Annotated in this window: 22 protein-coding genes; 12 read left to right on the plus strand and 10 right to left on the minus strand. The window is 64.3% G+C overall.

The annotated features are described in order from the left end of the window. Positions 1-22 precede the first annotated feature (22 nt). The 3 genes from ABIB90_RS06390 (at position 23) to ABIB90_RS06400 (ending at position 2,456) form a co-directional block, all read left to right on the plus strand. Positions 23-784, plus strand: a complete 762-nt coding sequence (locus ABIB90_RS06390) for an SDR family NAD(P)-dependent oxidoreductase (RefSeq protein WP_219682940.1) — start codon at positions 23-25, stop codon at positions 782-784. Between the two features lie 10 nt (positions 785-794). Further along, positions 795-1,226, plus strand: coding sequence for an acyl-CoA thioesterase (locus tag ABIB90_RS06395; protein ID WP_354200457.1), 432 nt, complete (start codon positions 795-797; stop codon positions 1,224-1,226). A 78-nt stretch (positions 1,227-1,304) separates the two neighbouring features. Next, positions 1,305-2,456 (plus strand): ABC transporter substrate-binding protein, encoded by a 1,152-nt coding sequence (locus ABIB90_RS06400; protein ID WP_354200458.1) that lies wholly within the window; start codon positions 1,305-1,307, stop codon positions 2,454-2,456. 310 nt (positions 2,457-2,766) lie between these two features. Here ABIB90_RS06400 and ABIB90_RS06405 read toward each other — a convergent pair whose 3' ends face one another. Then, entirely contained in the window at positions 2,767-3,495 is a 729-nt protein-coding gene (locus ABIB90_RS06405; protein ID WP_354200459.1) for a glutathione S-transferase family protein, read from the minus strand. Positions 3,496-3,533: 38 nt separating this feature from the next. Continuing rightward, positions 3,534-3,839 (minus strand): hypothetical protein, encoded by a 306-nt coding sequence (locus ABIB90_RS06410; protein ID WP_354200460.1) that lies wholly within the window; start codon positions 3,837-3,839, stop codon positions 3,534-3,536. Positions 3,840-3,952: 113 nt separating this feature from the next. Between ABIB90_RS06410 and ABIB90_RS06415 the strand changes: the two genes are divergently transcribed. Together ABIB90_RS06415 and ABIB90_RS06420 are read left to right on the plus strand one after the other, a co-directional pair. Continuing rightward, positions 3,953-4,651, plus strand: coding sequence for a helix-turn-helix transcriptional regulator (locus ABIB90_RS06415; RefSeq protein ID WP_007599649.1), 699 nt, complete (start codon positions 3,953-3,955; stop codon positions 4,649-4,651). 13 nt (positions 4,652-4,664) lie between these two features. Next, positions 4,665-4,988 (plus strand): YkgJ family cysteine cluster protein, encoded by a 324-nt coding sequence (locus ABIB90_RS06420; RefSeq protein ID WP_007599647.1) that lies wholly within the window; start codon positions 4,665-4,667, stop codon positions 4,986-4,988. On the opposite strand, the gene ABIB90_RS06425 is transcribed toward ABIB90_RS06420, so the two are convergent. Together ABIB90_RS06425 and ABIB90_RS06430 are read right to left on the minus strand one after the other, a co-directional pair. After that, positions 4,985-5,383, minus strand: coding sequence for a hypothetical protein (locus tag ABIB90_RS06425; RefSeq protein WP_007599645.1), 399 nt, complete (start codon positions 5,381-5,383; stop codon positions 4,985-4,987). The genes ABIB90_RS06420 and ABIB90_RS06425 overlap by 4 nt on opposite strands. Before the next feature lie 275 nt (positions 5,384-5,658). After that, the gene (locus tag ABIB90_RS06430; protein ID WP_018458457.1) at positions 5,659-6,006 is read right to left on the minus strand and encodes a DUF3307 domain-containing protein; all 348 of its coding nucleotides are present in this window, start codon (positions 6,004-6,006) and stop codon (positions 5,659-5,661) included. Between the two features lie 401 nt (positions 6,007-6,407). Between ABIB90_RS06430 and ABIB90_RS06435 the strand changes: the two genes are divergently transcribed. From ABIB90_RS06435 to ABIB90_RS06450, 4 genes are all read left to right on the plus strand, one after another. Further along, entirely contained in the window at positions 6,408-7,853 is a 1,446-nt protein-coding gene (locus ABIB90_RS06435) for a TAXI family TRAP transporter solute-binding subunit (RefSeq protein ID WP_354200461.1), read from the plus strand. Between the two features lie 130 nt (positions 7,854-7,983). Then, entirely contained in the window at positions 7,984-8,202 is a 219-nt protein-coding gene (locus ABIB90_RS06440) for a hypothetical protein (RefSeq protein ID WP_007599638.1), read from the plus strand. A gap of 112 nt (positions 8,203-8,314) precedes the next feature. Then, positions 8,315-9,424, plus strand: a complete 1,110-nt coding sequence (locus tag ABIB90_RS06445) for a cyclic nucleotide-gated ion channel (protein ID WP_007599633.1) — start codon at positions 8,315-8,317, stop codon at positions 9,422-9,424. Positions 9,425-9,436: 12 nt separating this feature from the next. Further along, complete coding sequence (locus ABIB90_RS06450) at positions 9,437-10,222, plus strand: enoyl-CoA hydratase/isomerase family protein (protein WP_354200462.1); 786 nt, start codon at positions 9,437-9,439, stop codon at positions 10,220-10,222. 226 nt (positions 10,223-10,448) lie between these two features. Here the strand turns inward: ABIB90_RS06450 and ABIB90_RS06455 are convergent, their stop codons facing one another. Beyond that, positions 10,449-11,093: a glutathione S-transferase family protein gene (locus ABIB90_RS06455; RefSeq protein ID WP_354200463.1), complete on the minus strand. Its 645-nt coding sequence runs from the start codon at positions 11,091-11,093 to the stop codon at positions 10,449-10,451. A gap of 82 nt (positions 11,094-11,175) precedes the next feature. Between ABIB90_RS06455 and ABIB90_RS06460 the strand changes: the two genes are divergently transcribed. Next, complete coding sequence (locus ABIB90_RS06460; protein ID WP_354200464.1) at positions 11,176-12,195, plus strand: helix-turn-helix transcriptional regulator; 1,020 nt, start codon at positions 11,176-11,178, stop codon at positions 12,193-12,195. Between the two features lie 99 nt (positions 12,196-12,294). Further along, positions 12,295-12,528, plus strand: a complete 234-nt coding sequence (locus ABIB90_RS06465) for a hypothetical protein (RefSeq protein WP_007599629.1) — start codon at positions 12,295-12,297, stop codon at positions 12,526-12,528. Positions 12,529-12,599: 71 nt separating this feature from the next. Here the strand turns inward: ABIB90_RS06465 and ABIB90_RS06470 are convergent, their stop codons facing one another. The 3 genes from ABIB90_RS06470 to ABIB90_RS06480 form a co-directional block, all read right to left on the minus strand. Next, the gene (locus ABIB90_RS06470) at positions 12,600-13,547 is read right to left on the minus strand and encodes a fatty acid desaturase (protein WP_354200465.1); all 948 of its coding nucleotides are present in this window, start codon (positions 13,545-13,547) and stop codon (positions 12,600-12,602) included. Positions 13,548-13,562: 15 nt separating this feature from the next. Further along, complete coding sequence (locus ABIB90_RS06475; protein ID WP_354200466.1) at positions 13,563-14,579, minus strand: alpha/beta fold hydrolase; 1,017 nt, start codon at positions 14,577-14,579, stop codon at positions 13,563-13,565. Positions 14,580-14,733: 154 nt separating this feature from the next. Beyond that, positions 14,734-15,534: an MBL fold metallo-hydrolase gene (locus ABIB90_RS06480; RefSeq protein ID WP_354200467.1), complete on the minus strand. Its 801-nt coding sequence runs from the start codon at positions 15,532-15,534 to the stop codon at positions 14,734-14,736. 191 nt (positions 15,535-15,725) lie between these two features. Between ABIB90_RS06480 and ABIB90_RS06485 the strand changes: the two genes are divergently transcribed. Beyond that, complete coding sequence (locus ABIB90_RS06485; RefSeq protein ID WP_007599621.1) at positions 15,726-16,928, plus strand: MFS transporter; 1,203 nt, start codon at positions 15,726-15,728, stop codon at positions 16,926-16,928. A 335-nt stretch (positions 16,929-17,263) separates the two neighbouring features. On the opposite strand, the gene ABIB90_RS06490 is transcribed toward ABIB90_RS06485, so the two are convergent. Beyond that, positions 17,264-17,752, minus strand: a complete 489-nt coding sequence (locus ABIB90_RS06490; RefSeq protein ID WP_354200468.1) for a DUF2059 domain-containing protein — start codon at positions 17,750-17,752, stop codon at positions 17,264-17,266. 46 nt (positions 17,753-17,798) lie between these two features. Further along, the gene (locus ABIB90_RS06495; protein WP_354200469.1) at positions 17,799-19,016 is read right to left on the minus strand and encodes an OpgC domain-containing protein; all 1,218 of its coding nucleotides are present in this window, start codon (positions 19,014-19,016) and stop codon (positions 17,799-17,801) included. Positions 19,017-19,300 lie beyond the last annotated feature (284 nt).

Consider the following 19,300-nt stretch of genomic DNA (forward strand, 5'->3'; position numbering starts at 1 on the left):
ACATCGCTACAGGGAGAACGCCATGTTGTTGAAGGATCAGGCAGTCATCGTCACCGGCGGCGCATCGGGACTGGGCGCGGCGACCGCGCGTAAGCTGGCGGCGCAGGGCGCCCGGGTGGCGGTGTGCGACCTCAATGCCAAGCTCGCGGAAACCGTGGCCGCCGAGATCAAGGGCGTCGCGGTGACCTGCGATGTTTCCGATGCGGCCTCCGCGGAAGCTGCGATCGCCCAGGCGACCAAGGCCCATGGACCCGCGCGCGTGCTGGTCAATTGCGCCGGCATCGGCGTTGCCAAGCGCGTCGTCGGCCGCGACGGCCCGATGGCGCTCGCGGATTTCGACAAGGTGATCAAGGTCAACCTGATCGGCACCTTCAACATGCTTCGCCTTGCCGCGAACGAGATGTCCAAGCTCGAGCCGCAGGCAACCGGCGAGCGCGGCGTCATCATCAACACGGCGTCGGTTGCCGCTTATGACGGCCAGATCGGGCAATCGGCCTATTCGGCATCGAAGGGCGGCATTGTCGGCATGACGCTGCCGATCGCGCGCGAGCTGGCGCAGTTCGGCGTCCGCGTGCTGACGATCGCGCCCGGCCTGTTCCTCACGCCGCTGCTCGCCAACCTGCCGCAGGAAGCCCAGGACTCACTCGCCGCCGCAATCCCGTTCCCGCGCCGGCTCGGCCACGCCGACGAGTTCGCGGCATTGGCGCTGCACATGGTCGAGAATTCGTATCTGAACGGCGAAGTCGTGCGCCTCGACGGATCGCTGCGCATGGCACCGAAATAGGGCGCGACATATGTTCGTGAACCGGCGCGACGTCCAGATCCAGTGGGGTGACTGCGACCCCGCCAACATCGTCTATTACCCGCGCTATTTCGCGATGTTCGACGATTCGACATCGACCCTGTTCGAAGTCGCCGGGTTCTCCAAGCAGGACCTGGTCCGCAAATACGGCCTGGTGGGTATTCCCATGGTCGACACCCGTGCCAAGTTCTACATCCCCTCGACTTATGGCGACTGGATCACCATCGAAACGAAGGTCGAGAGCATCAAGCGCTCGAGCTTCGAGGTGAAGCACAACGTCTTCAAGGGCGAAGCTCTGGCGATCGAAGGTTTCGAGACGCGCGTGCTGGTCGGCCGCGACCCCGTTAACCCCGACAAACTGAAATCGGCACCGTTTCCCGCGGAAATGGTAGCCAAATTCACGGGGAGCGAGGCCCGGGGCTAAATCGCCACATCACCAAAAGAGGGGGCTGAATTACCCCCCGATTTCTGCTTTCAAAGAAACACATAAAGGGAGGAATAGATGAAACGCTTTTACCTGACCGCCGCCGTCACCGCGGCCGCGCTTGCGCTGCCGGCCGTGCCCGCGCTGGCCCAGACCGCCGAGGTCACCATCGGCATCACCACCACCACGACCGGCCCGGGCGCAGCGCTGGGGATTCCCGAGCGCAATGCGCTGGAGTTCGTGCCGAAGGAGATCGGCGGCGTGCCGCTGAAGGTGATCGTGCTCGACGACGGCGGCGATCCCACCACCGCGACCACCAACGCCCGCCGCTTCGTGACCGAATCCAAGGCCGATATCATCATGGGCTCGGCGCTGACGCCGCCGACCATCGCGGTGTCGAACGTCGCCAACGAAGCCGGCATTCCGCATTTCGGCCTGGCGCCGTTCCCGATCACGCCGGAGCGCATGAAGTGGTCGGTGGCGATGCCGCAGCCGATCCCGATCGTGGGCAAGGTGTTGTACGATCACATGAAGGCCAAGGGCGTGAAGACCATCGGCTATATCGGCTATTCCGACTCCTATGGCGACCTCTGGTTCAACGATTTGAAGGCGCAGGCCGTGCCGATGGGCATAACCATCGCCGACGAGGAGCGCTTCGCTCGCCCGGATACGTCGGTGACCGGACAGGTGCTGAAGCTCGTGGCTGCGAATCCCGACGCCATTCTGGTCGGCGCTTCCGGCACCGCAGCCGCGCTGCCGCAGACCGAGCTGCGCGAGCGTGGCTATCAGGGCCTGATCTACCAGACCCACGGCGCCGCCAGCATGGACTTCATCCGCATCGCCGGCAAAGCGGCGGAAGGCGTGCTGATGGCCTCTGGTCCCGTCATGGATCCCGAGGACCAGCCGGACGAAGCCGCCACCAAGAAACCGGGCCTCGCGCTCAACTCGGCCTATGAAGCCAAGTACGGCCCGAACAGCCGCAGCCAGTTCGCCGGTCACTCTTACGATGCGTTCGAGATTCTCAAGCGCATCATCCCGGCGGCACTCAAGACGGCGAAACCCGGCACGCCGGAATTCCGCGAAGCGATTCGCCAGGCCCTGCTGTCGGAGAAGGAGCTGGCCGCAAGTCAGGGCGTCTACAATTTCACCGAAAAGGACCGCTACGGCCTCGACGAGCGCTCGCGCATCCTGCTCACGGTGAAGAACGGCAAGTACATGCTTGTGAAATAAGCGCAGCGATAGTTTCGAGACGACAGAGCCGGCCCGATGGGCCGGCTCTTTTCTTTTGGGTTTGTGATTGGCGAGCGTGGAGTCAAATAGAGTTCGGCCAGCAGCAGCACTCTCTCCGTTCCCTTCCCCCTTGTGGGGGAGGGGCAGGGAGGGGGGTGCCACACGGGGATTTTTTCGATCGCGCACCGACCAGTGCATCGTCGACAACGAGTACCTTTTCCTGGGCTACCCCTCTCCCTAGCCCTCCCCCACAAGGGGGGAGGGAACGCACCTTTCTCGGGGCGCTAGATCAGTCTCATTCCATCAGGCATCAAGCCGCCTGCCGCAGCGGGGTCCAGGCGAACTCCGGATAGTAAGTGTCCATCATCCGGTCGACATAAGCGGTGAGGTTCGGAAATCCTTCGGCGCGACGGCGCAGGGCGGATTCGAAGAACGGCGTCAGGATCCCGGCGAGTGCACCGAAGGCGGTGGCATCGACGCCGCAGGGCTTGTTGCCCATCAGATAGGACTTGTCGCCGAGCTGCACCGAGAGCGCAAACAGCGAGCGCACGGCGAGATCGACGTCGTCATCGGGCGCGTGACGGCCTAATCCGGAGAGCAAATAGTTCTCGGCGACACGGAATTGCGCGTCCTCGCGCAACTTCTCGCGATTGTGCTCCGGCGCGCCGTCGAAGAAATGCGCAGGCCCCTTGGCGAAGTTGACCGGGTCGACCCAGCGCGCCCCGACCAGCGCAAAATAAACGTGATGCTCGATCATGCGCTCGAACGCCCAGGCCTGCGCCCGCTCTTGCAACGACAGGCCGGCGTCGAAATCGAAGCCGTAGCGGCGCTCGATATGGGCGCGGATGAAGGTGGAATCGGCCACCGCCTCGCCGCCATCGTCGATGAAAGGAAGCTGCCCCTTGGGAGAGGCGGGCGGCATCGCCCGCTCCTTCCGGTAGGGCAATCCCGCCATCTTGAGCTGCACCTCCGTCTTGGTGACGAAGGGGCTGATTTCCGGCAGGCCGAAACCGGCGCCAAAGCCGTAAAGCGTGATCATGAAGGCTCTCCTGAAACGACCGAAAGAGTTGAGGGAACTTAGCCGCGGGCTGCTGCCACCATGGTGGCAGCAGCCGTGATATCTTCTGCGAAACGGGCCCCCCGCCAGGCGCGGGCCATGACATGACGAACCAGCCCGTCCGCGGCCTGGACCAGGAAGCGAGCCACCACGGTCGCGAGCGCAAGGCGGAGGTCGAGGACCATGAGATCAAGCGATACGAGGCGGCCGAACGCCCATGCGTACCAGGCTCGGACTTGCAAACGCAGGACTTGCAAAGGCTGGACCCGTAGAGGCTGGGTCCGCCACAGCGCAGCGGCCGGGCCGAAATGAGTTGGAATGATCATGGACAAATCCTCTTCAGTCGACGTGTTGACCCGGTATAGAACTCCCCTGCTGCCAACATCCTGTCAGCAGCCGCGCGCTACCTTCTGAAAAAACCACCGATAAGAGACCCGTCATGAGACGCGCCGACCGGCTGTTTCAAATCATCCAGGTGCTGAGGCGCACGCGTAAGCCGCTGACGGCGGACGCCATCGCGGCCGAGCTCGAGACCTCGAAGCGCACGATCTATCGCGACATCGCCACGCTGATCGGCCAACGCGTGCCGATCCGTGGTGAAGCCGGCATGGGCTACATCCTGGAGAAGGGCTTTGACCTGCCGCCTTTGATGCTGACACCGGACGAGATCGAGGCGGCGGTGCTGGGCGCGCAATGGGTCGCCGGCCATGCCGATCCCGCGCTGGCGCGCGCGGCCGAAGACTTGATGGCCAAGATCGCCGACACTGTCCCCGAACGCCTGCGTCCCTTCGTGCTGGAGCCGGCAAGCCGGGCCCGCCCGAGCTGGAACAGGGAGCCGGACCGCCTGGACATGGCACGCACGCGCACCCAGATCCACGAAGGCAAGAAGATCATGCTGCGCTATCGCGACGAGCAGGGCCGCGCCAGCGAGCGCATGATCTGGCCGATTTCGATCGGCTATCTCGAAGCCGTGCGCCTGCTCGCGGCCTGGTGCGAGCTGCGCGGCGACTTCCGCAGCTTCCGCACTGACCGCGTGGTGGATGCGAGCTATCCCGACGAGAGATATCCTGAAAGGCGCGACGTGCTGCGCGCGAAATGGCGGCAAAGCCTGGTCTGGGGCCCGCCCAAGGATACGTGAAGGACACGTGACGATGGACGAGAACGCCCCCGTCGACCTGTCGAGCTGTTGCCAGAGTTGCGGCGCCTGCTGCGGCTATTCGGCAAACTGGCCTCGCTTCTCGATCGAGAGCGACGAGGAGCTCGCCGCGATTCCCGAAGCGCTCGTCAATGCGCGTCAATCCGGCATGCGCTGCGAAGGCGATCGCTGTTCGGCGTTGCAGGGAGAAATTGGAAAAGCGACCGCGTGCGGCATCTACGCAGTGCGGCCGGAGGTGTGCCGCACATGCATGCCGGGTGATGCCGAATGCGCGATGGCGCGACGGAAATTCGGGCTGCCAATTATCGCGAGCGTTTAGGCCGGGACGGCTTCACTGATCTCGTCGTCGATCTCGTCGTCCAGCGGCGCGAGCACCGAGAGCGGCTTGGTCGACAGCGTGATCGGCTTGCGGCCACCGGACAGCGACGGCGAGGATTTCGCCGCGCCTTCGCGCGCGAGCGCGTAGAGCGTCGAACCGACACGGCCGCCGTTCTCGATCAGGTCGCGCTCGTTACAGCTGCCGGCGATCGCGACCGCCAGCGAGTGCAAATGGCTGCGGCGATAGCAGAACAGCGCCAGCCTGGCGCGCGCGTCTGGGGAAACACTTTCAACCAACCTCGGCAGGCCACTCTCGCTGGCGCGGTACATCTCGCCAAGGAGCTCGTCGCGGACCGGGCACGAATCGCCTTCAAAGGTATCGCGGCTTGAAAACATTGCAGTTCTCCCTCGTGGGCGAAGATGCAGTGCAATTCTCTAATGAAAGGTTAACCACGCTGCCCGGTAGTCGCCCGGGGTGCTTGCGCGTGGGCAGCGAATCAATGGGCTGGAAAGGGTTTCTCTGTGGCCATCCTTCGAGACGCCCGCCTTCGGCGTGCCCTCAGGGTGAGGTCTGTTTTCTGCTGAAAGATTCTCACCCTCATGGTGAGGAGGCGCGAAGCGCCGTCTCGAACCATGCAGGCCCGACAGCCACTTCAGAGGGCCGTCGTCCGTCAGTTCGCCGCCATGAAGATGGAGAGGCCGAAGCCGGTCAGATGGTGCAGGGCCTGGTCGACACCGATCAGGGTCCAGAACCAGGGATGCGCAAGGTCGACGCCGAAATTGGCCGAGACGAGGCCCTTGGCGCGGTCGATCGTGATGTGGATCACGAAGTCGATCAACGCCACGAACCAGAATTTCGGCGCCACGATCAGGATCAGCGGCAGCGCAACCGCGAGGTGAACCAGGCAGTGTACCAGGAGCGGCAGGGCCCAGCCGTGCTTCTGGTCCTTGCCGTGCGCCATCCAGGCGGTCTGGAGGACGAAATCGGCGATGATGTGCTTGAACGTCAGCAGCAACATCCAACCAATGAGGGCTTCGACCGGAACCGCCGATGACAGGGGTGGAAACGACAAGGCGCCCTCGTTGACGTGACAAGAAGAATTGGAGCGTTCAGCGCAATCTCTTCCTGGACCGGTCAAATCGCCGGGACTTGCGATTTATGACACCTCCCGCGGCGGAATGCAGCCGGGGGGAACCGGAAAATCGCCAACTGTGGCTAACTGGTGATAGGATGGCCAATCGCCGCGGCCGACTTGAGTAAGGTTACCTTCGGCTCGGAATTTGCATTCCGCGGGCTGCGCGCTATCATCGCCGGTAGAGAATATCGTTCTTTTTTCAGACGTTTACGAATTGCAGGGCGACCGCAGCGATCACATCCGCGAGCCGCCCGCCACCGGAAGCATAAGGCCAGAGTGCTGCCATGAGTACTGAGGGCCCGACCTCATCGCCGATCGAGCCACCGCCCTGGCGACCCAAGGTGATCAAGACCAACCAGCAGCAGGTCTTCCTCTACGTCGTGCTGACCCTGCTGTTGTCGCTTGCCACCGTCTGGGGCGGCCGCATGCTGGTGCACAATTCGGAAACGCTGACCTTTGCCGTCGGCGCGCCCAACAGCGATGAGGCGCTGTTCGCAGCCAAGCTCGCCGCCGTCCTGAAGAACAACGCCTCGCGCTTCCGGATCAAGATCGTCAACAACGCCGACAACGCCAAGGCGATCGCCCAGTTCGACCGCAAGCAGGCCGACCTCGCGGTGCTCCGCACCGACGCCAAGGTGCCGCTGCGGGCACGCACGCTCGCGATCCTCGAGCACGATCTCGTGCTGCTGCTCGGGCCCGGCAACAAGAAGATCAAGTCGCTCGCCGAGCTGAAGAAGAAGAAGGTCGCCGTCCTCGCCGACAGCGAATCCTCGCTCGCCTTCGTCCGCGGCATCCTCGACATTCCCGACGGTCCGGACGCGGCGAAGATCCAGATGGCGCCGCAGGGCGCAACGCTCGACAAGCTGTTCGCGCCGGCGAGCGGCTTTGGCGCGGTCGTCGCCATCGTTCACGCCTCGCGGGCGGTGCGGGACAAGGCGTATGAGCAGGTCGCCAGGCGTGGCGGCTTCACACTGAACGCGATCGACGAGGCGAAAGCGCTGGCGCGCAGGATCCCCGGCATTTCCAGCGAGACGCTGACGGCGGGGACGCTGTCTGCATCGCCGGAAATTCCCGACGACGATCTCGACACGATCGGTCTCGAATGGTTGCTGGTCGCCCAATCCAGGATGTCGCCGACGGCGGCCGGGGAACTCGCGCGCACCGTCTACGAGAACAAGTCCGCGCTCGGGCTCGACAGCGGCTTTGCCAGCAGAATCGAGCCCGCCTCCGTCGAGAAGGACGCCTTCGTGATGGCGCATCAAGGGGCGGCCGACTACATCAACGACGACACCAAGTCGTTCATGGATAAGTACAGCGACCTGATGTATCTGGGCGCTGCCGCGCTCAGCGTCATCGGCTCGATCTTCGCCGCGATCTACGCCAAGATCACCCGGATCGCGCCGGAGAAGGCGAGCGAGCTCTCCACCGCCATTCTCGACATCGGTGAGCGGATCGAACACGCTCATTCGCTGGACCAGCTCGAATATCTCCAGGACGAGCTGGAAGGCATTTTACGCGGCGCCGTCATCGGCCTCAGAGACGGCACGATCAGTACCGACGGGCTCGACACGTTCAAGCTCGGCTACGAATTCGTCCGCGACGAGATCGGCATGCGCCGCGACTACCTCAAGCGCCATGCCGGCGAGAGCGAGAAGGCAGCTCAGGATGTGGCCCCTCCCCACCACGACGAGAGCAATGTCGTGGTGGTGAAGACAGCTCAGAGTGCCTGACCTATCGAAGCTCGACTGCGGCCATCCTTCGAGACGCCCGCCTGCGGCGGGCCGAGCGACCGGGGGGCCCTAGTCCGGGAACCGTCCCCGTCCACAACCGTTTGTTCTCGGATCAACCGGAGACCGCGCCATGCGTGCACTCCTCATCATCTTCCTGCTGGGAATGTTGGCGGCGGTTGGCTATTTCGCTTATTCCGCGATGACGGTCGAGGGCGAGCCGATCCCGACGGAAGGCTATGTGGCGCTGGCGCTGGGGGCCGGGTTTTCCGTTGTTGTCGGCATCGGCTTAATGGTGCTGCTGTTCTTCAGCAGCCGTCGCGGCTACGACGAACCGCCGCATTTCAAGTAGCGGCGCGTGGCCGGCGGACGCGCCCGTCGTTGACGACCTCGGCCCGGGCAGGCACTTTGGCACCGAGGTTCCAGCCGGGGACCGCAAAGACAAAACCGAGCCGCCGTCCCGCATGTCCAAGCCGCTGATCTCCGCTATGGCCCAGTTCGCGGCCGCCACAGCCGGCCGCAACATGACCAGGGCGGCCTACGTGGCCGTCGCCGTCGGCGTGCTCGCCATGGTGCTGCTGACGGTCAACCCGGCCTATGAGACAGCGCATCGCTGGGTCGATGCCCTGCTTTGGACCTGCCTCGTCTACTTCGTGTTCGAATGGGTGGTCCGGCTACGCCATATGGCGCGACAGGGGCGCCTTGCACTCTACATGTCCTCCTCCGCCGGGCTGGTCGACACGGTCGGAGCGTTGGCTGTGCCGGCCGCGTTGATTCTCGGGATCGAGCCCAGGACGGCGTGGCTGCTCAGCGTGCTCTGGGTGCTGAAGGTGGTGCCCGGCATTCCCGGCCTGCGGCAGCTCCGCCGCGTGCTGGTGCTGGAATCGGGACCGCTGGTCAGCGTGCTCGTGATCTTCCTGATGGTGGTCTTCCTGGCCTCGGTCGCGGAATATTTCCTGGAGCGGGACGTGCAGCCCCAGACTTTCGGCAGCGTCCCCGCCGCACTTTGGTGGGCCGTCGCAACCCTGACGACGACGGGCTATGGCGACGTCGTGCCGGTGACGCCGCTGGGCCGCATGGTGGCCGCGCTGGTGATGATCTCCGGCCTCGGTGTGTTCGGCCTCTGGACCGGCATCCTGGCGACCGGCTTTGCCGCCGAGACCCGGCGTGACAACTTCCTCAAGACCTGGGAATCCGTCAGCAAGGTGCCGTTCTTCGCGGCGCTTGGGCCGGCCGCCATCGCCGACGTCACCCACATGCTGCGCACCATGGAGCTGCCGGCGCGCACCATGATCATCCGCAAGGGTACGCAGGGCGACTGCATGTATTTCATCGCCGCCGGCGAGGTCGAGGTCGACCTGCCCGGCAAGAAGGTGCAGCTCGGCGACGGCGCCTTCTTCGGCGAGATGGCCTTGCTCGGCAACAATTTGCGCGGCGCCAATGTCTCGACCACCAAGGTGTCGCGGCTCCTTGTGCTCGACCTCGTCGACTTCCGCGTGCTGATGGCACGGCATCCCGATCTCGCCGAGACCATCGATGCAGAGGCGAAGCGGCGCACGCTCGAAAACAAATAAATGGAGACAAGAATGTCGGATATCACCGACGCGGCCTCTGGCCCCGTGCTCGAAATCACCGGCGCACGCGCCACCATTCGCCTCAACAGGCCCCAACATCTCAACCGGCTCCAGGCCGAGGATCTCGGCGAGCTGGTCAGACTGTTCGACCGGGTCGAGGCCGATCCCGCCATCCGCGTGCTGGTGCTGACCGGCACGGGACGGGCCTTCTCCGCGGGCTACGATCTCAATTCCGTTGCCGAGCGTGCCGTCAGTGCCAACGAGCAGCAGAGCGCGGGCTCGGCGTTCGAGGTCGTCGTCAACCGGCTGGAGGATCTCGGCGTGCCCACGATCTGCCGGCTCAACGGCGGCGTCTATGGCGGCGCGACCGACCTCGCGCTCGCTTGCGACTTCCGCATCGGCGTCGACACCGCAGAGATGTTCATGCCCGCGGCCCGGCTCGGGCTGCACTATTACAGCAGCGGCATCAAACGCTATGTGACGCGGCTCGGCGTCGACAATGCGAAGAAGCTGTTCCTGACCGCGCAAAAGATCAGCGCGCCGGAGATGCTGCGGATCGGCTACCTCACCGATATGGTGGCGGTCGAGTTTCTGGACGAGGAGGTCGACAAGCTCGCCAACATCCTCGCCGGCAACGCTCCGCAGGCGATGCGCGGCATGAAGCGCGCGATCAACGAATTTGCCCGCGGCGAACTCGACCAGCAAGCCGCCGACCACCGTCACCGCGACAGCATGCGCGGCGACGAGATCAAGGAAGGCATCAAGGCGTTCGCGGAAAAACGACTGCCTCGGTTTTGAGTGAGATGGACATTATTTCGCAACAGCGCGCCACACCCTCAGTGTCGTCCCGGCCTAGTGCGCAATTGCGCACGGGGGCCGGGACCCATACTCCCAGGAAGGAGTTGTAGGGCGAACTGGTAACTCCGGGTCTTCGCAAAACGTAATCCTGTGCTTATGGGTCCCGGCCTTCGCCGGGACGACACCGGATTTGAGGTGCGCGCCGTCGTTCACCGATGCATGCCGCTCACGCTCCAGCAGCCGCAGCATGATGCGCAGCCATCTCGGCATCGGCCGCAGTGATACGCTGGAACGCCGGCCGCGCCGTCATCCGTTCGGCATAGCGGACGAACACATCCTTCTTCGGCACGATGCCGAACATCATGGTCCAGCTGAACGCGACGCCCCACAGCACATCCGCGGCCGTCATGCGCTCGCCGAGCAGATACGGTCCCTTCGACAGCTGCGCCTCGAGCGCGCCGAGCATGATGTCATAGTCGGCATACGGCGATTGCGTGATCGGTGCCGGCTCGCGCTGCATGAACTTGTCGATCAGGGCCGGCTCGAAGGATGAGCCGTAATAGGCGATCCAGCGCAGATAGGGGCCGCGCAGCGGATCGTTCAGCGCAGGCGTCAGCCCCGCCTCCGGAAACAGATCGGCGAGGTAGATGGTGATCGCGACCTGCTCGGTCACAAGCTGCCCCTGGTGGCGGATCGCCGGCACCTTGCCGAGCGGGTTGATGGCGAGATAGGCCGGCTGGCGCTGCGCGCCGGCCTTCATGTTGAGGACATGAAGATCATAGGGCGCTCCCAGCTCCTCCAGCAGCACCCGCGTGCCGGTGGCCCGGGTTTGCGGCGAATAATATAACGTGATGCGGTTCGGATCGGTCATAGCGGTCTCCATCTGGCCGGCTGGCGATGGCGTTGTAGCGGACCATACCTGACATCCTGTGTCAGGTATGGTTTAAAGGATCATGCGCGCGAGCCGGATGCTGTCGATCCTCACCACCCTGCAGGCCAAGGGGCAGGTCACCGCGCCCGAGCTCGCGGAGGCCTGCGAAGTCTCGGTGCGCACGATTTACCGCGACATCGACGCGCTCGCGGCGTCCGGCGTCCCTGTCTATGCCGACCGCGGTGCGGAGGGCGGCTATCGCCTGCTCGACGGTTATCGCGTGCGGCTGAATGGTTTGTCGCAAAGCGAGGCGGAAGCGCTGTTTCTGGCGGGATTGCCGGGCCCGGCGGCGGCGTTCGGGCTGGATGCGGCGATGATCGCCGCACAGAACAAGCTGATGGCCGCCCTGCCCGCCAATTTGCGCGAAGATGCCAGCCGGATGCAGGAGCGTTTTCACCTCGACGCGCCGGGCTGGTTCGGCGAGGCGGAAGAGCCAAAGCATCTGCGCACCATCGCTGCCGCGACCCTGCGCGGGACACTGATCAAAATCCGTTACCAGAGCTGGCGCGCCGAGAAGCACCGCCGCGTCGCGCCGCTCGGTCTCGTGCTGAAAGGCGGCAGCTGGTATCTCGCAGGTCTGGTCGACGGCAGCGTGCGGACCTATCGCGTCGCGCGCGTGCTCGACTGCATGGCGCTCGACGATCGCTGTGAGCGGCCCGCCGGCTTCGATCTCGCCGGCTATTGGCGGGACGCAACGCTGCGTCTCGAGGCCGAGATGCATCCCAATGTGGCGGTCGTCCGGCTGTCGCCCTTCGGCGTGAAACTGCTCGATGCACTGAGCCAACCTTACGTCAGGGCGCGTACGCAGCTCGAAGAGACCGCAGATGCTGACGGCTGGCGCATTGCCAGAGTGCCGACCGGCAAGACGTCATGGCATGCCGCGGCCGAATTGTTGCGGCTCGGGCCCGAGGCCGAAGTGCTGGAGCCGGCCGATCTGCGCGAGAAGATGACCGAGCTGACAGAGGCGATGGCTGTGCGCTATCGCGCGGCGCGGAAAAGAGGACGGCGGCGCAATGCTCCGCGACCGACGAAACACTCCTGAAACACGATTCTCCCCTGCCTGCATGAACGCATCCGCGTTTCGGCTCGACCGAGATGCAGGGACACAACAACGGCCCTTGCGCCACACTGGAGAATAATGATGTTTCGTAAGCTTGCACTTGGTCTGATCGCCGCCGGCTCGCTCGGCGTTGCCGCTCTCGCCCCCACCGCCGCGTCGGCCCACGGCTTCCACCATCATTGGGGTCCCAGCTGGGGCTTTGGCGGCGTCTACGTCAACAGCGGCGTCAACAATTGCTATCAGGAGCGCGTGGTCCAGACCCGCCACGGCCTGCGCGTCCGCGTCGTGAACGTGTGCGCGTACGGGATCTACTGATATCAGCCGCATTCACGACAAAGCCCCGATCGCACCGCGATCGGGGCCTTTGCGCGTCGAATTTTCTTCCGCTAGCCGCCCTGACGTTGCCGGCGAAACCAGGCCCAGGTCTCGCGCGTCGTCCTGATGTAGCCGCGGCCACGATGGACGATCTCGCCGTCGACGATTCCGTTCAGCTTTGGCAGCGCGTGGAACGGGATCGAGGGATAGGCGTGGTGCTCGACATGATAGGGCATGTTCCACGCGATCCATTTGACGATTGCGCCGGTGTAGGTGGTGCGGGTGTTCTGGAATGCGCTGCGGGTACGCTCGCAGCCGGTGTGTTCGGCGTAGAGATAGGGCCGCAGGAAGAACTGCCCAATGATCAGCGGCACGATCCAGACCCAGAGCAGCAGCGCCGACGAGAACCACAAGGACAGAACGAGCAGCAACGCATAGAGCGCGGCATAGGCGCGCGCCTCGGTGACGATGATGGCGCGCCTGTTCTCGGGAATCCAGGGCACGACGACCTTGCCGGTGACGGCATGGCCGAGCATCAGCCGCAGGCGTCCGGCGACCTGAAGCACGCCGCTATAGGCGAGCGCGAGCTGCGTGTCGGATTTCGGTTTCACGCCGACGACCAGTTCGGGGTCCTTGTCCGGATCCTGCGTGTAGCGGTGATGGTCCCAGTGAAACAGGCAATAATATTCGTAAGGCAATCCGATGATGAAACCCGAGAGGTAGCCGACCACGAGGTTGAGACCGCGGCTCTTGAACGCCGTCTTGTGCGCGGTCTCGTGCACGGCCATGAACAGGAAGGCGACGAGATAGCCCTGCACCGCTATCAGCGGCAGCGCCCAAAAGACACCCCAGGTCGAAGAGACCCTCCAGATCAGCGCGCCGACTAGTACGACCAGGCCGTAATGGCTGAGGCTTTGCGCGGCAGCTCTGAGATTGGAGCGCACCGACAATTCCCGCAGCATCGTCGGCGCCAGCGGCTTCAAGCGATGGCCGGACTCTGAAATCGTTGCGTCGTTCATGATCGGATGCCTGTCCTACTTGCTGAGGAGCTCCGCGATCTCGGCCTTGATGAAGGCCTGATCGCGCGGATTGTTGACGGGGTTGCCGGCGCGATGGCCGTGCAGCGACGGGATCGGATGCAGCACCGCAGAGCGCGCATTGACCAGCCGGCCGAGTTCGTCCTCGTTGTCGCGCACGTCAAAATAGCGGTCGGTCGCACCGGGCATCAGCAGCATGTGCGCCGTGATCGCACCGAGCGCGCGATCGAAATCGCCGTCGAATGTGGCGCAGCGACTGATATCGCCGTTCTGCCAGATCCCAATCTGCGCCAGGAGATCGTTGGCATCGCGCCGGGCAAACGCCGCGTCCCAGCTGCGGGCGAGATAGTCGTCCAGCGAGGTGAAGCCCGCTTCGCGCCAGATCTCGTCGCGATAGAAACCGTGCGACATCGCCCAACCCGCGTAGACGCGCCCCATGGCGCGATAGCCTGCGACGGGCTTCTCGGCGAAGCGGCCGTCGCGGAAGGCGGGGTCGGCGGTCAGCGCGGCCTTCACGCTTTCCAGGAAGACGTAATTATAGGCCGCGCAGCGGGCACTGCCGCAGACGACGGCCGCCCGCTCGACCATATCGGGATGCAGCGCCGCCCAGTGATAGGCCTGCATGCCGCCCATCGACCAGCCATAGACCAGGGCAAGCTTCGAGATGCCGAACCGCTCGGTGAGCAGCCGGTGCTGGACCGCGATGGCATCGTGATAGGTCAGGATCGGGAACGGCGCGGCGGTATTCGACGGCGAGGACGACAGCCCGTTACCGACCAGATTCGGGATGATGATGAAGTACCGCGTAGGGTCGAGCATCCCGTCGGGGCCAATCAGCCACTCGGTGTCGGCGTGCTGCGCGCTGAACGAGGTCGGATAGAGAATCACGTTGTCCTTGTCCGGACTGAGCGTGCCGTAGGTCTTGTAGGCGAGCTTGAGCGAAGGGACGACGACCCCGGACCGGAGCGCGACGTCGCCGGCCTCGAAGATCTCGTAGTCGCGCCCTGCCGTCATGGACCGAACTCCCGCTCACGCGGCAAGCGCGCCGCGGAAACAGCGATGCATCGATCATGCCGGTCCCGCAGACGCATCGTCGCGTCACGCTTAATAACTGTACTTATAGTCCATTTATTGTGGACCAGCAAGATAAATGCGGTCTCGCGCCGGCTCATGCGATGGCGGCCAGATAGCGCGCGACAGAGGCCGCGAATGCGGCCTTGGCGCCTGCGGCGATATTGCGATCCCACCAGGCGCCGTAGACACGGTCGAAGGCCAGCGGCTCGATGGCAGCCGCAATCCGTCGCACCGCGGCGGCGTTGAGCGGCATGTAGTTCGGATAGGAGTACATGAAGCTGACGAAGCGGCGATCCATCGTCACCTGCGCGATATCGCCGGTGAGCAGCGCACCCCTGCCGTCCGCACCACTCGCGTGGTGCAGCATGGTGGCGCCGGCGAAATGACCGCCGGTGCGCAGCAGCAGCACATCGTCGGAGATGCGATGGCTTTCGCCGGTCCAGTGCACGATCGAGGAATGCGGACGCGTCACCCATTGGCGATCATCGGCGTGCAAATAGACCGGCACGCCCCCGAACGCCTCGCTCCAGTCGGCGAGCGCGCCATAATAATGCGGATGCGAGATCGCAATCGCCTTCAACCCGCCGAGCGACCGCACATGCGCGATCGCCTCCGGCGTCGCCAGCGGGATGCAGTCCCACATCAGCCAGCCGTCCGCGAGCGGCACCAGCAGCGCGCGCTGACCGATGGCAAAGCTTGGCTCGAGCGCGATGCCGGTCAGGCCGAGATCGTCGCGCCAGACCATGCGGTGACGTTCCGAGAGCGCCTCGCGCGTCAGGAAAGTCTGGCCGTTCCAGCCGACGAATTGCCGGTCGTCCTCGCAAATTTGACAGGACGTTGGCGGATTTTCGCCCGGAAATTGCGCGCCGCAGGTTTCGCAGGTCCAGAGGGGCATGCCGTACTCCCGACAAAGACGATGCAACGTCAATAGGGAATTGCTGGCCGTGACCGCAAGGCCCGCCGACCGGGCGAAACCTGGAACCAACCCGATCAGCGCTCGTTAAACTCTCGTCCGCGCCAGAACGATTGGCTGAAAGGATCATGTCCCACCCGCCGTATCCCGGCTGAGACCACGTTTTGGTATCGATGACATCGCGGTCCCCCTCCTCGTCTCGTATCTGGCCCCTGTTCGCTCTCAACTTCTTCATGGCCGACATGCAGTCGGGCATCGGCCCTTTCGTCGGCGTCTTTCTCCAGGAGCGCGGCTGGGCGAGCGGGTTGATCGGTACCGCGATGACCATCGGCAATGTCGCGGGCATGCTGATCACGACGCCGATCGGCGGCTTCATCGACGCGAGCCGCAACAAGCGGATGTGGGTCGTGATTCCCGGCATCTGCGTGGTGCTCGCGTCCGCGATCATCCTGATCTCGCAGAATTTCTGGGCAGTGACGTTCTCGCAAGTCGCACAATCCCTTGCGAGCGCCGCGATCGTGCCGGCTGTCACAGGCATCACGCTCGGCATTGCCAAGCAGAAGGGCTTCAACGCGCTCAACGGCCGCAACCAGGCCTTCAACCACGCCGGCAACATGGTCGGCGCCGCGCTGTCGGGCTATCTGGGTTACAAGTTCGGCTACGTCTCGGTGTTCGTGTTGGCGGCTGTGTTCGGCGCCATCGCGATCGCCTGCGTGATGATGATCCCGGCCAAGGCGATCGACGATCGCGCTGCGCGCGGCAGCAAGGAGGACGATCCCGACAGCGCGCCGGACGCGTTCACGATGCTGCTCAAGCACCGCGCGCTGCTGGTGCTGGCATTGGCGCTCGCGCTGTTTCATCTCGGCAATGCCGCCATCGTTCCGCTCTATGGCCTGGCGGCGGTCGCGGAAGGCCAAGCCAATGGCCCGAGCTTCGTCGCGACCACCGTGGTGATCGCGCAAGGCGTCATGATCATCACGTCGCTGATCGCCATGAAAGCGGCGAGCAAGCGCAACTACTGGCCTGTCATCCTCGTCTCCTTCATGTTCCTGCCCATCCGCGGCGTGCTCGCCTTCTTCGTCACGGGCTGGTGGGGCGTCGTACCGATGCAGGTGCTCGACGGCATCGGCACGGGACTCCAGACGGTTGCCGTCCCCGGCATGGTCGCGCGCGCGCTCAACGGCACCGGCCGCATCAATCTCGGCCAGGGTGCCGTGATCACCGTGCAGGGCATCGGCGCGAGCCTCAGTCCCGCGCTTGGTGGCTGGATCGCGCAATGGATCGGCTACGGCCCGACGTTCCTGCTGCTCGGCGGTTTTGGCCTCGCGTCGATGGCGCTGTGGTTCGCGTTCGGTGCCCACGTGAAGAAGTATTGAGGCGTCCTTTTTCGCTCTCCCTGTTCTTGCGGGAGAGCGAGAAGAGGAATGCGTCAAGTCCCAAAATTCTTCTGGATCGCCTTGTCGAGCGTTCACCGCCGACGAAGCGCTGGCGCAGCTCGCGCTTGCCCGCGATCCAGATCGTCGGTGGCGCGAAGAACGACGTGACCTTGTGCGCCTGGATCAATGAGAGGATGTTGTCGGCCGCAGGCTTGCCCGTGATCACGCCGGAGGCGCCGAGATAGATTTGCGGCCCCAAGAACACGTCGAGCCGCGCGGGCGCCGGCCGCGTCAAATCAGCCAGCGAGCGCGGCGCAGTTACGCAAGAATTGAGATCAGAGCTTGTGCCCCTTCTGGCGCAACGCTTCGATGAGGCGCTGCTTCAACTCGTCGGCCGTCTTCTGGCCGACGTCCTGGCCGATCTGCGCGCTTGCCTGCGCCAGCGCATCCGACTTCTCCAGAAGCTTCTTCCCGGCCGGCTGGACATAGAAGGCCTCGATCTGGCGCAGCTCGTCGATGCTGAAGCTCTGGGCGTAGAGAGCGGCGACCTGGTCGATCATCGAGGTGAGGGCCGGGGTGTAGATCTCGGAGCCGGGTGCCGTCACTGCGTCATAGTCGCGCTCGATCTCCGGCCTGTCCTGCGCGACCACGGGCCTCAGCTTGAGCAGGAGCTGCGGCAACAGCGCGCGATACTGATCCGCGATCTTCAAGGTGACCACGAGCTTGCGCGCCGCGCTCATCGCTTCCGGCGACGGTGCTTGCGCCGATGCACCGGAGATCAGGAGCAGGAGGGCGCCGGCGATCGTCAACACAAGTCTGGACATGAACCTCTCCGTTGGATCTCTCCACGAAAATGCAGGCCGGCGATCCTCAATGACCCGCGGGCGCCACGGCAGACCTGTCCGCGGGCGCGCTTTCCAGGACGGTGTCGGCCTCCTCGATCTCCGTCACCTTCACGAACAGATTCGGCACCCGCTCGGTCCGGTCGAGCAGCCAGGCGGCTGCAACCATGATGACGATGCCGACGACGGAGACCGCGAGCTGTTCCCAGACGCCCTTGGTGTATTGCGTCAGGATCCAGTGCGCCGAGAACGACAGGAAGACGCCGAGGCAGAAGATCGGCAGCGAATGCTGGCCGCAGAGGATCACGGGGCGCAGCCAGGCCCCGTGCAGGGTCCGCCATTTGCGCGAGATGAGATGCGTCACCCAGATCGCCAGCGCCAGGAAATGCGTGAAGCGCAGCATGTCGAGGTCGGTCTTGTCGATCGGGTAGATCGCCTTGATCATCCATTTCGGGATCAGGGCTTCGAGCGCAGGGACGTGCCAGGTCATCACGATCAGCAGCGCGAAGGCGAGCCAGGCCGCGGCCAGCGCCATCGCCGCCTTCGACCACACCCATCTCGCGACCTTGTCGATCTGGCCGATGCCGCACCAGGCCGCGAACACGAACATCAGCTGCCAGCAGAACGGGTTGAAGTACCAGGTCGTGCCGGGCGGATAGGAGGCGATGTTCCAGTTGAACCAGCGCGACAGCACGTAGAGCACCACGGATGCGGCGAGCGTCAGGTTCGGCCGGCGCACCAGGCACCACACGATGAAAGGCGAGGCGAACACCAGGGTGATGTAGAGCGGCAGCACGTCGAGATTGACCGGCTTGTACTTCAGCAGGATCGCCTGCCCGATCAGCTCGTCCGGATGCGACAGGAAATTGAACACGTTGAACTCGTGCTCGTACATCGGATTGTCGAAGCGCCGCGCGGTACGGGCGATCTGTGCGGTGAACAGCAGGAACAGCATGATGTGGGCGACATACATCTCGACCGCGCGCCGCCACAGCCGCTTCAGCGCCGCGGCAAACCAGCCGCCCGCGACGATCGGCCCGTAGATCCAGCCGACCAGGTAACCGGAGATGAAGACGAAGAACTCGGCGGCGTCGCTGAAGCCGTAATTGCGCAAGGTCAGCCAGGCCACGACGTCGTGCGGGATGTGGTCGAGGAAGATCATCCACAGACCGATGCCGCGGAAGAGATCGAGCCGCAGGTCGCGCTCGACCGGCGCGAGCAGCGCTGACTGGTCCCGTGTGATCATGGCCCCGCCTCGTTCGGTGGGCGTCGCGCCGTCGCGGCGCCGGAAAATCGGATGCTAAAAAATTGAAATCAAAAGTCGCCTGGCCGTGTGGCCAGGGCCGACGGTAGCCGACCTTGCTGCGCGTGCAAGGGCATAGTCATCGGAGCGGGCCGCACCAGCGGGCCCTCCTCCGCGCTGCACCATGGGGGCCCTCCAAAATAAAAGGGCAAAAACAACCCCATGCACAGTAGCTAAGTCGTTGCAACGACTACTGAATTTATTTGACGCGTCGGGCAGATTTGGCC

This window comes from Bradyrhizobium sp. JR4.1 (assembly GCF_040548605.1).
Taxonomy (GTDB): domain Bacteria; phylum Pseudomonadota; class Alphaproteobacteria; order Rhizobiales; family Xanthobacteraceae; genus Bradyrhizobium; species Bradyrhizobium canariense.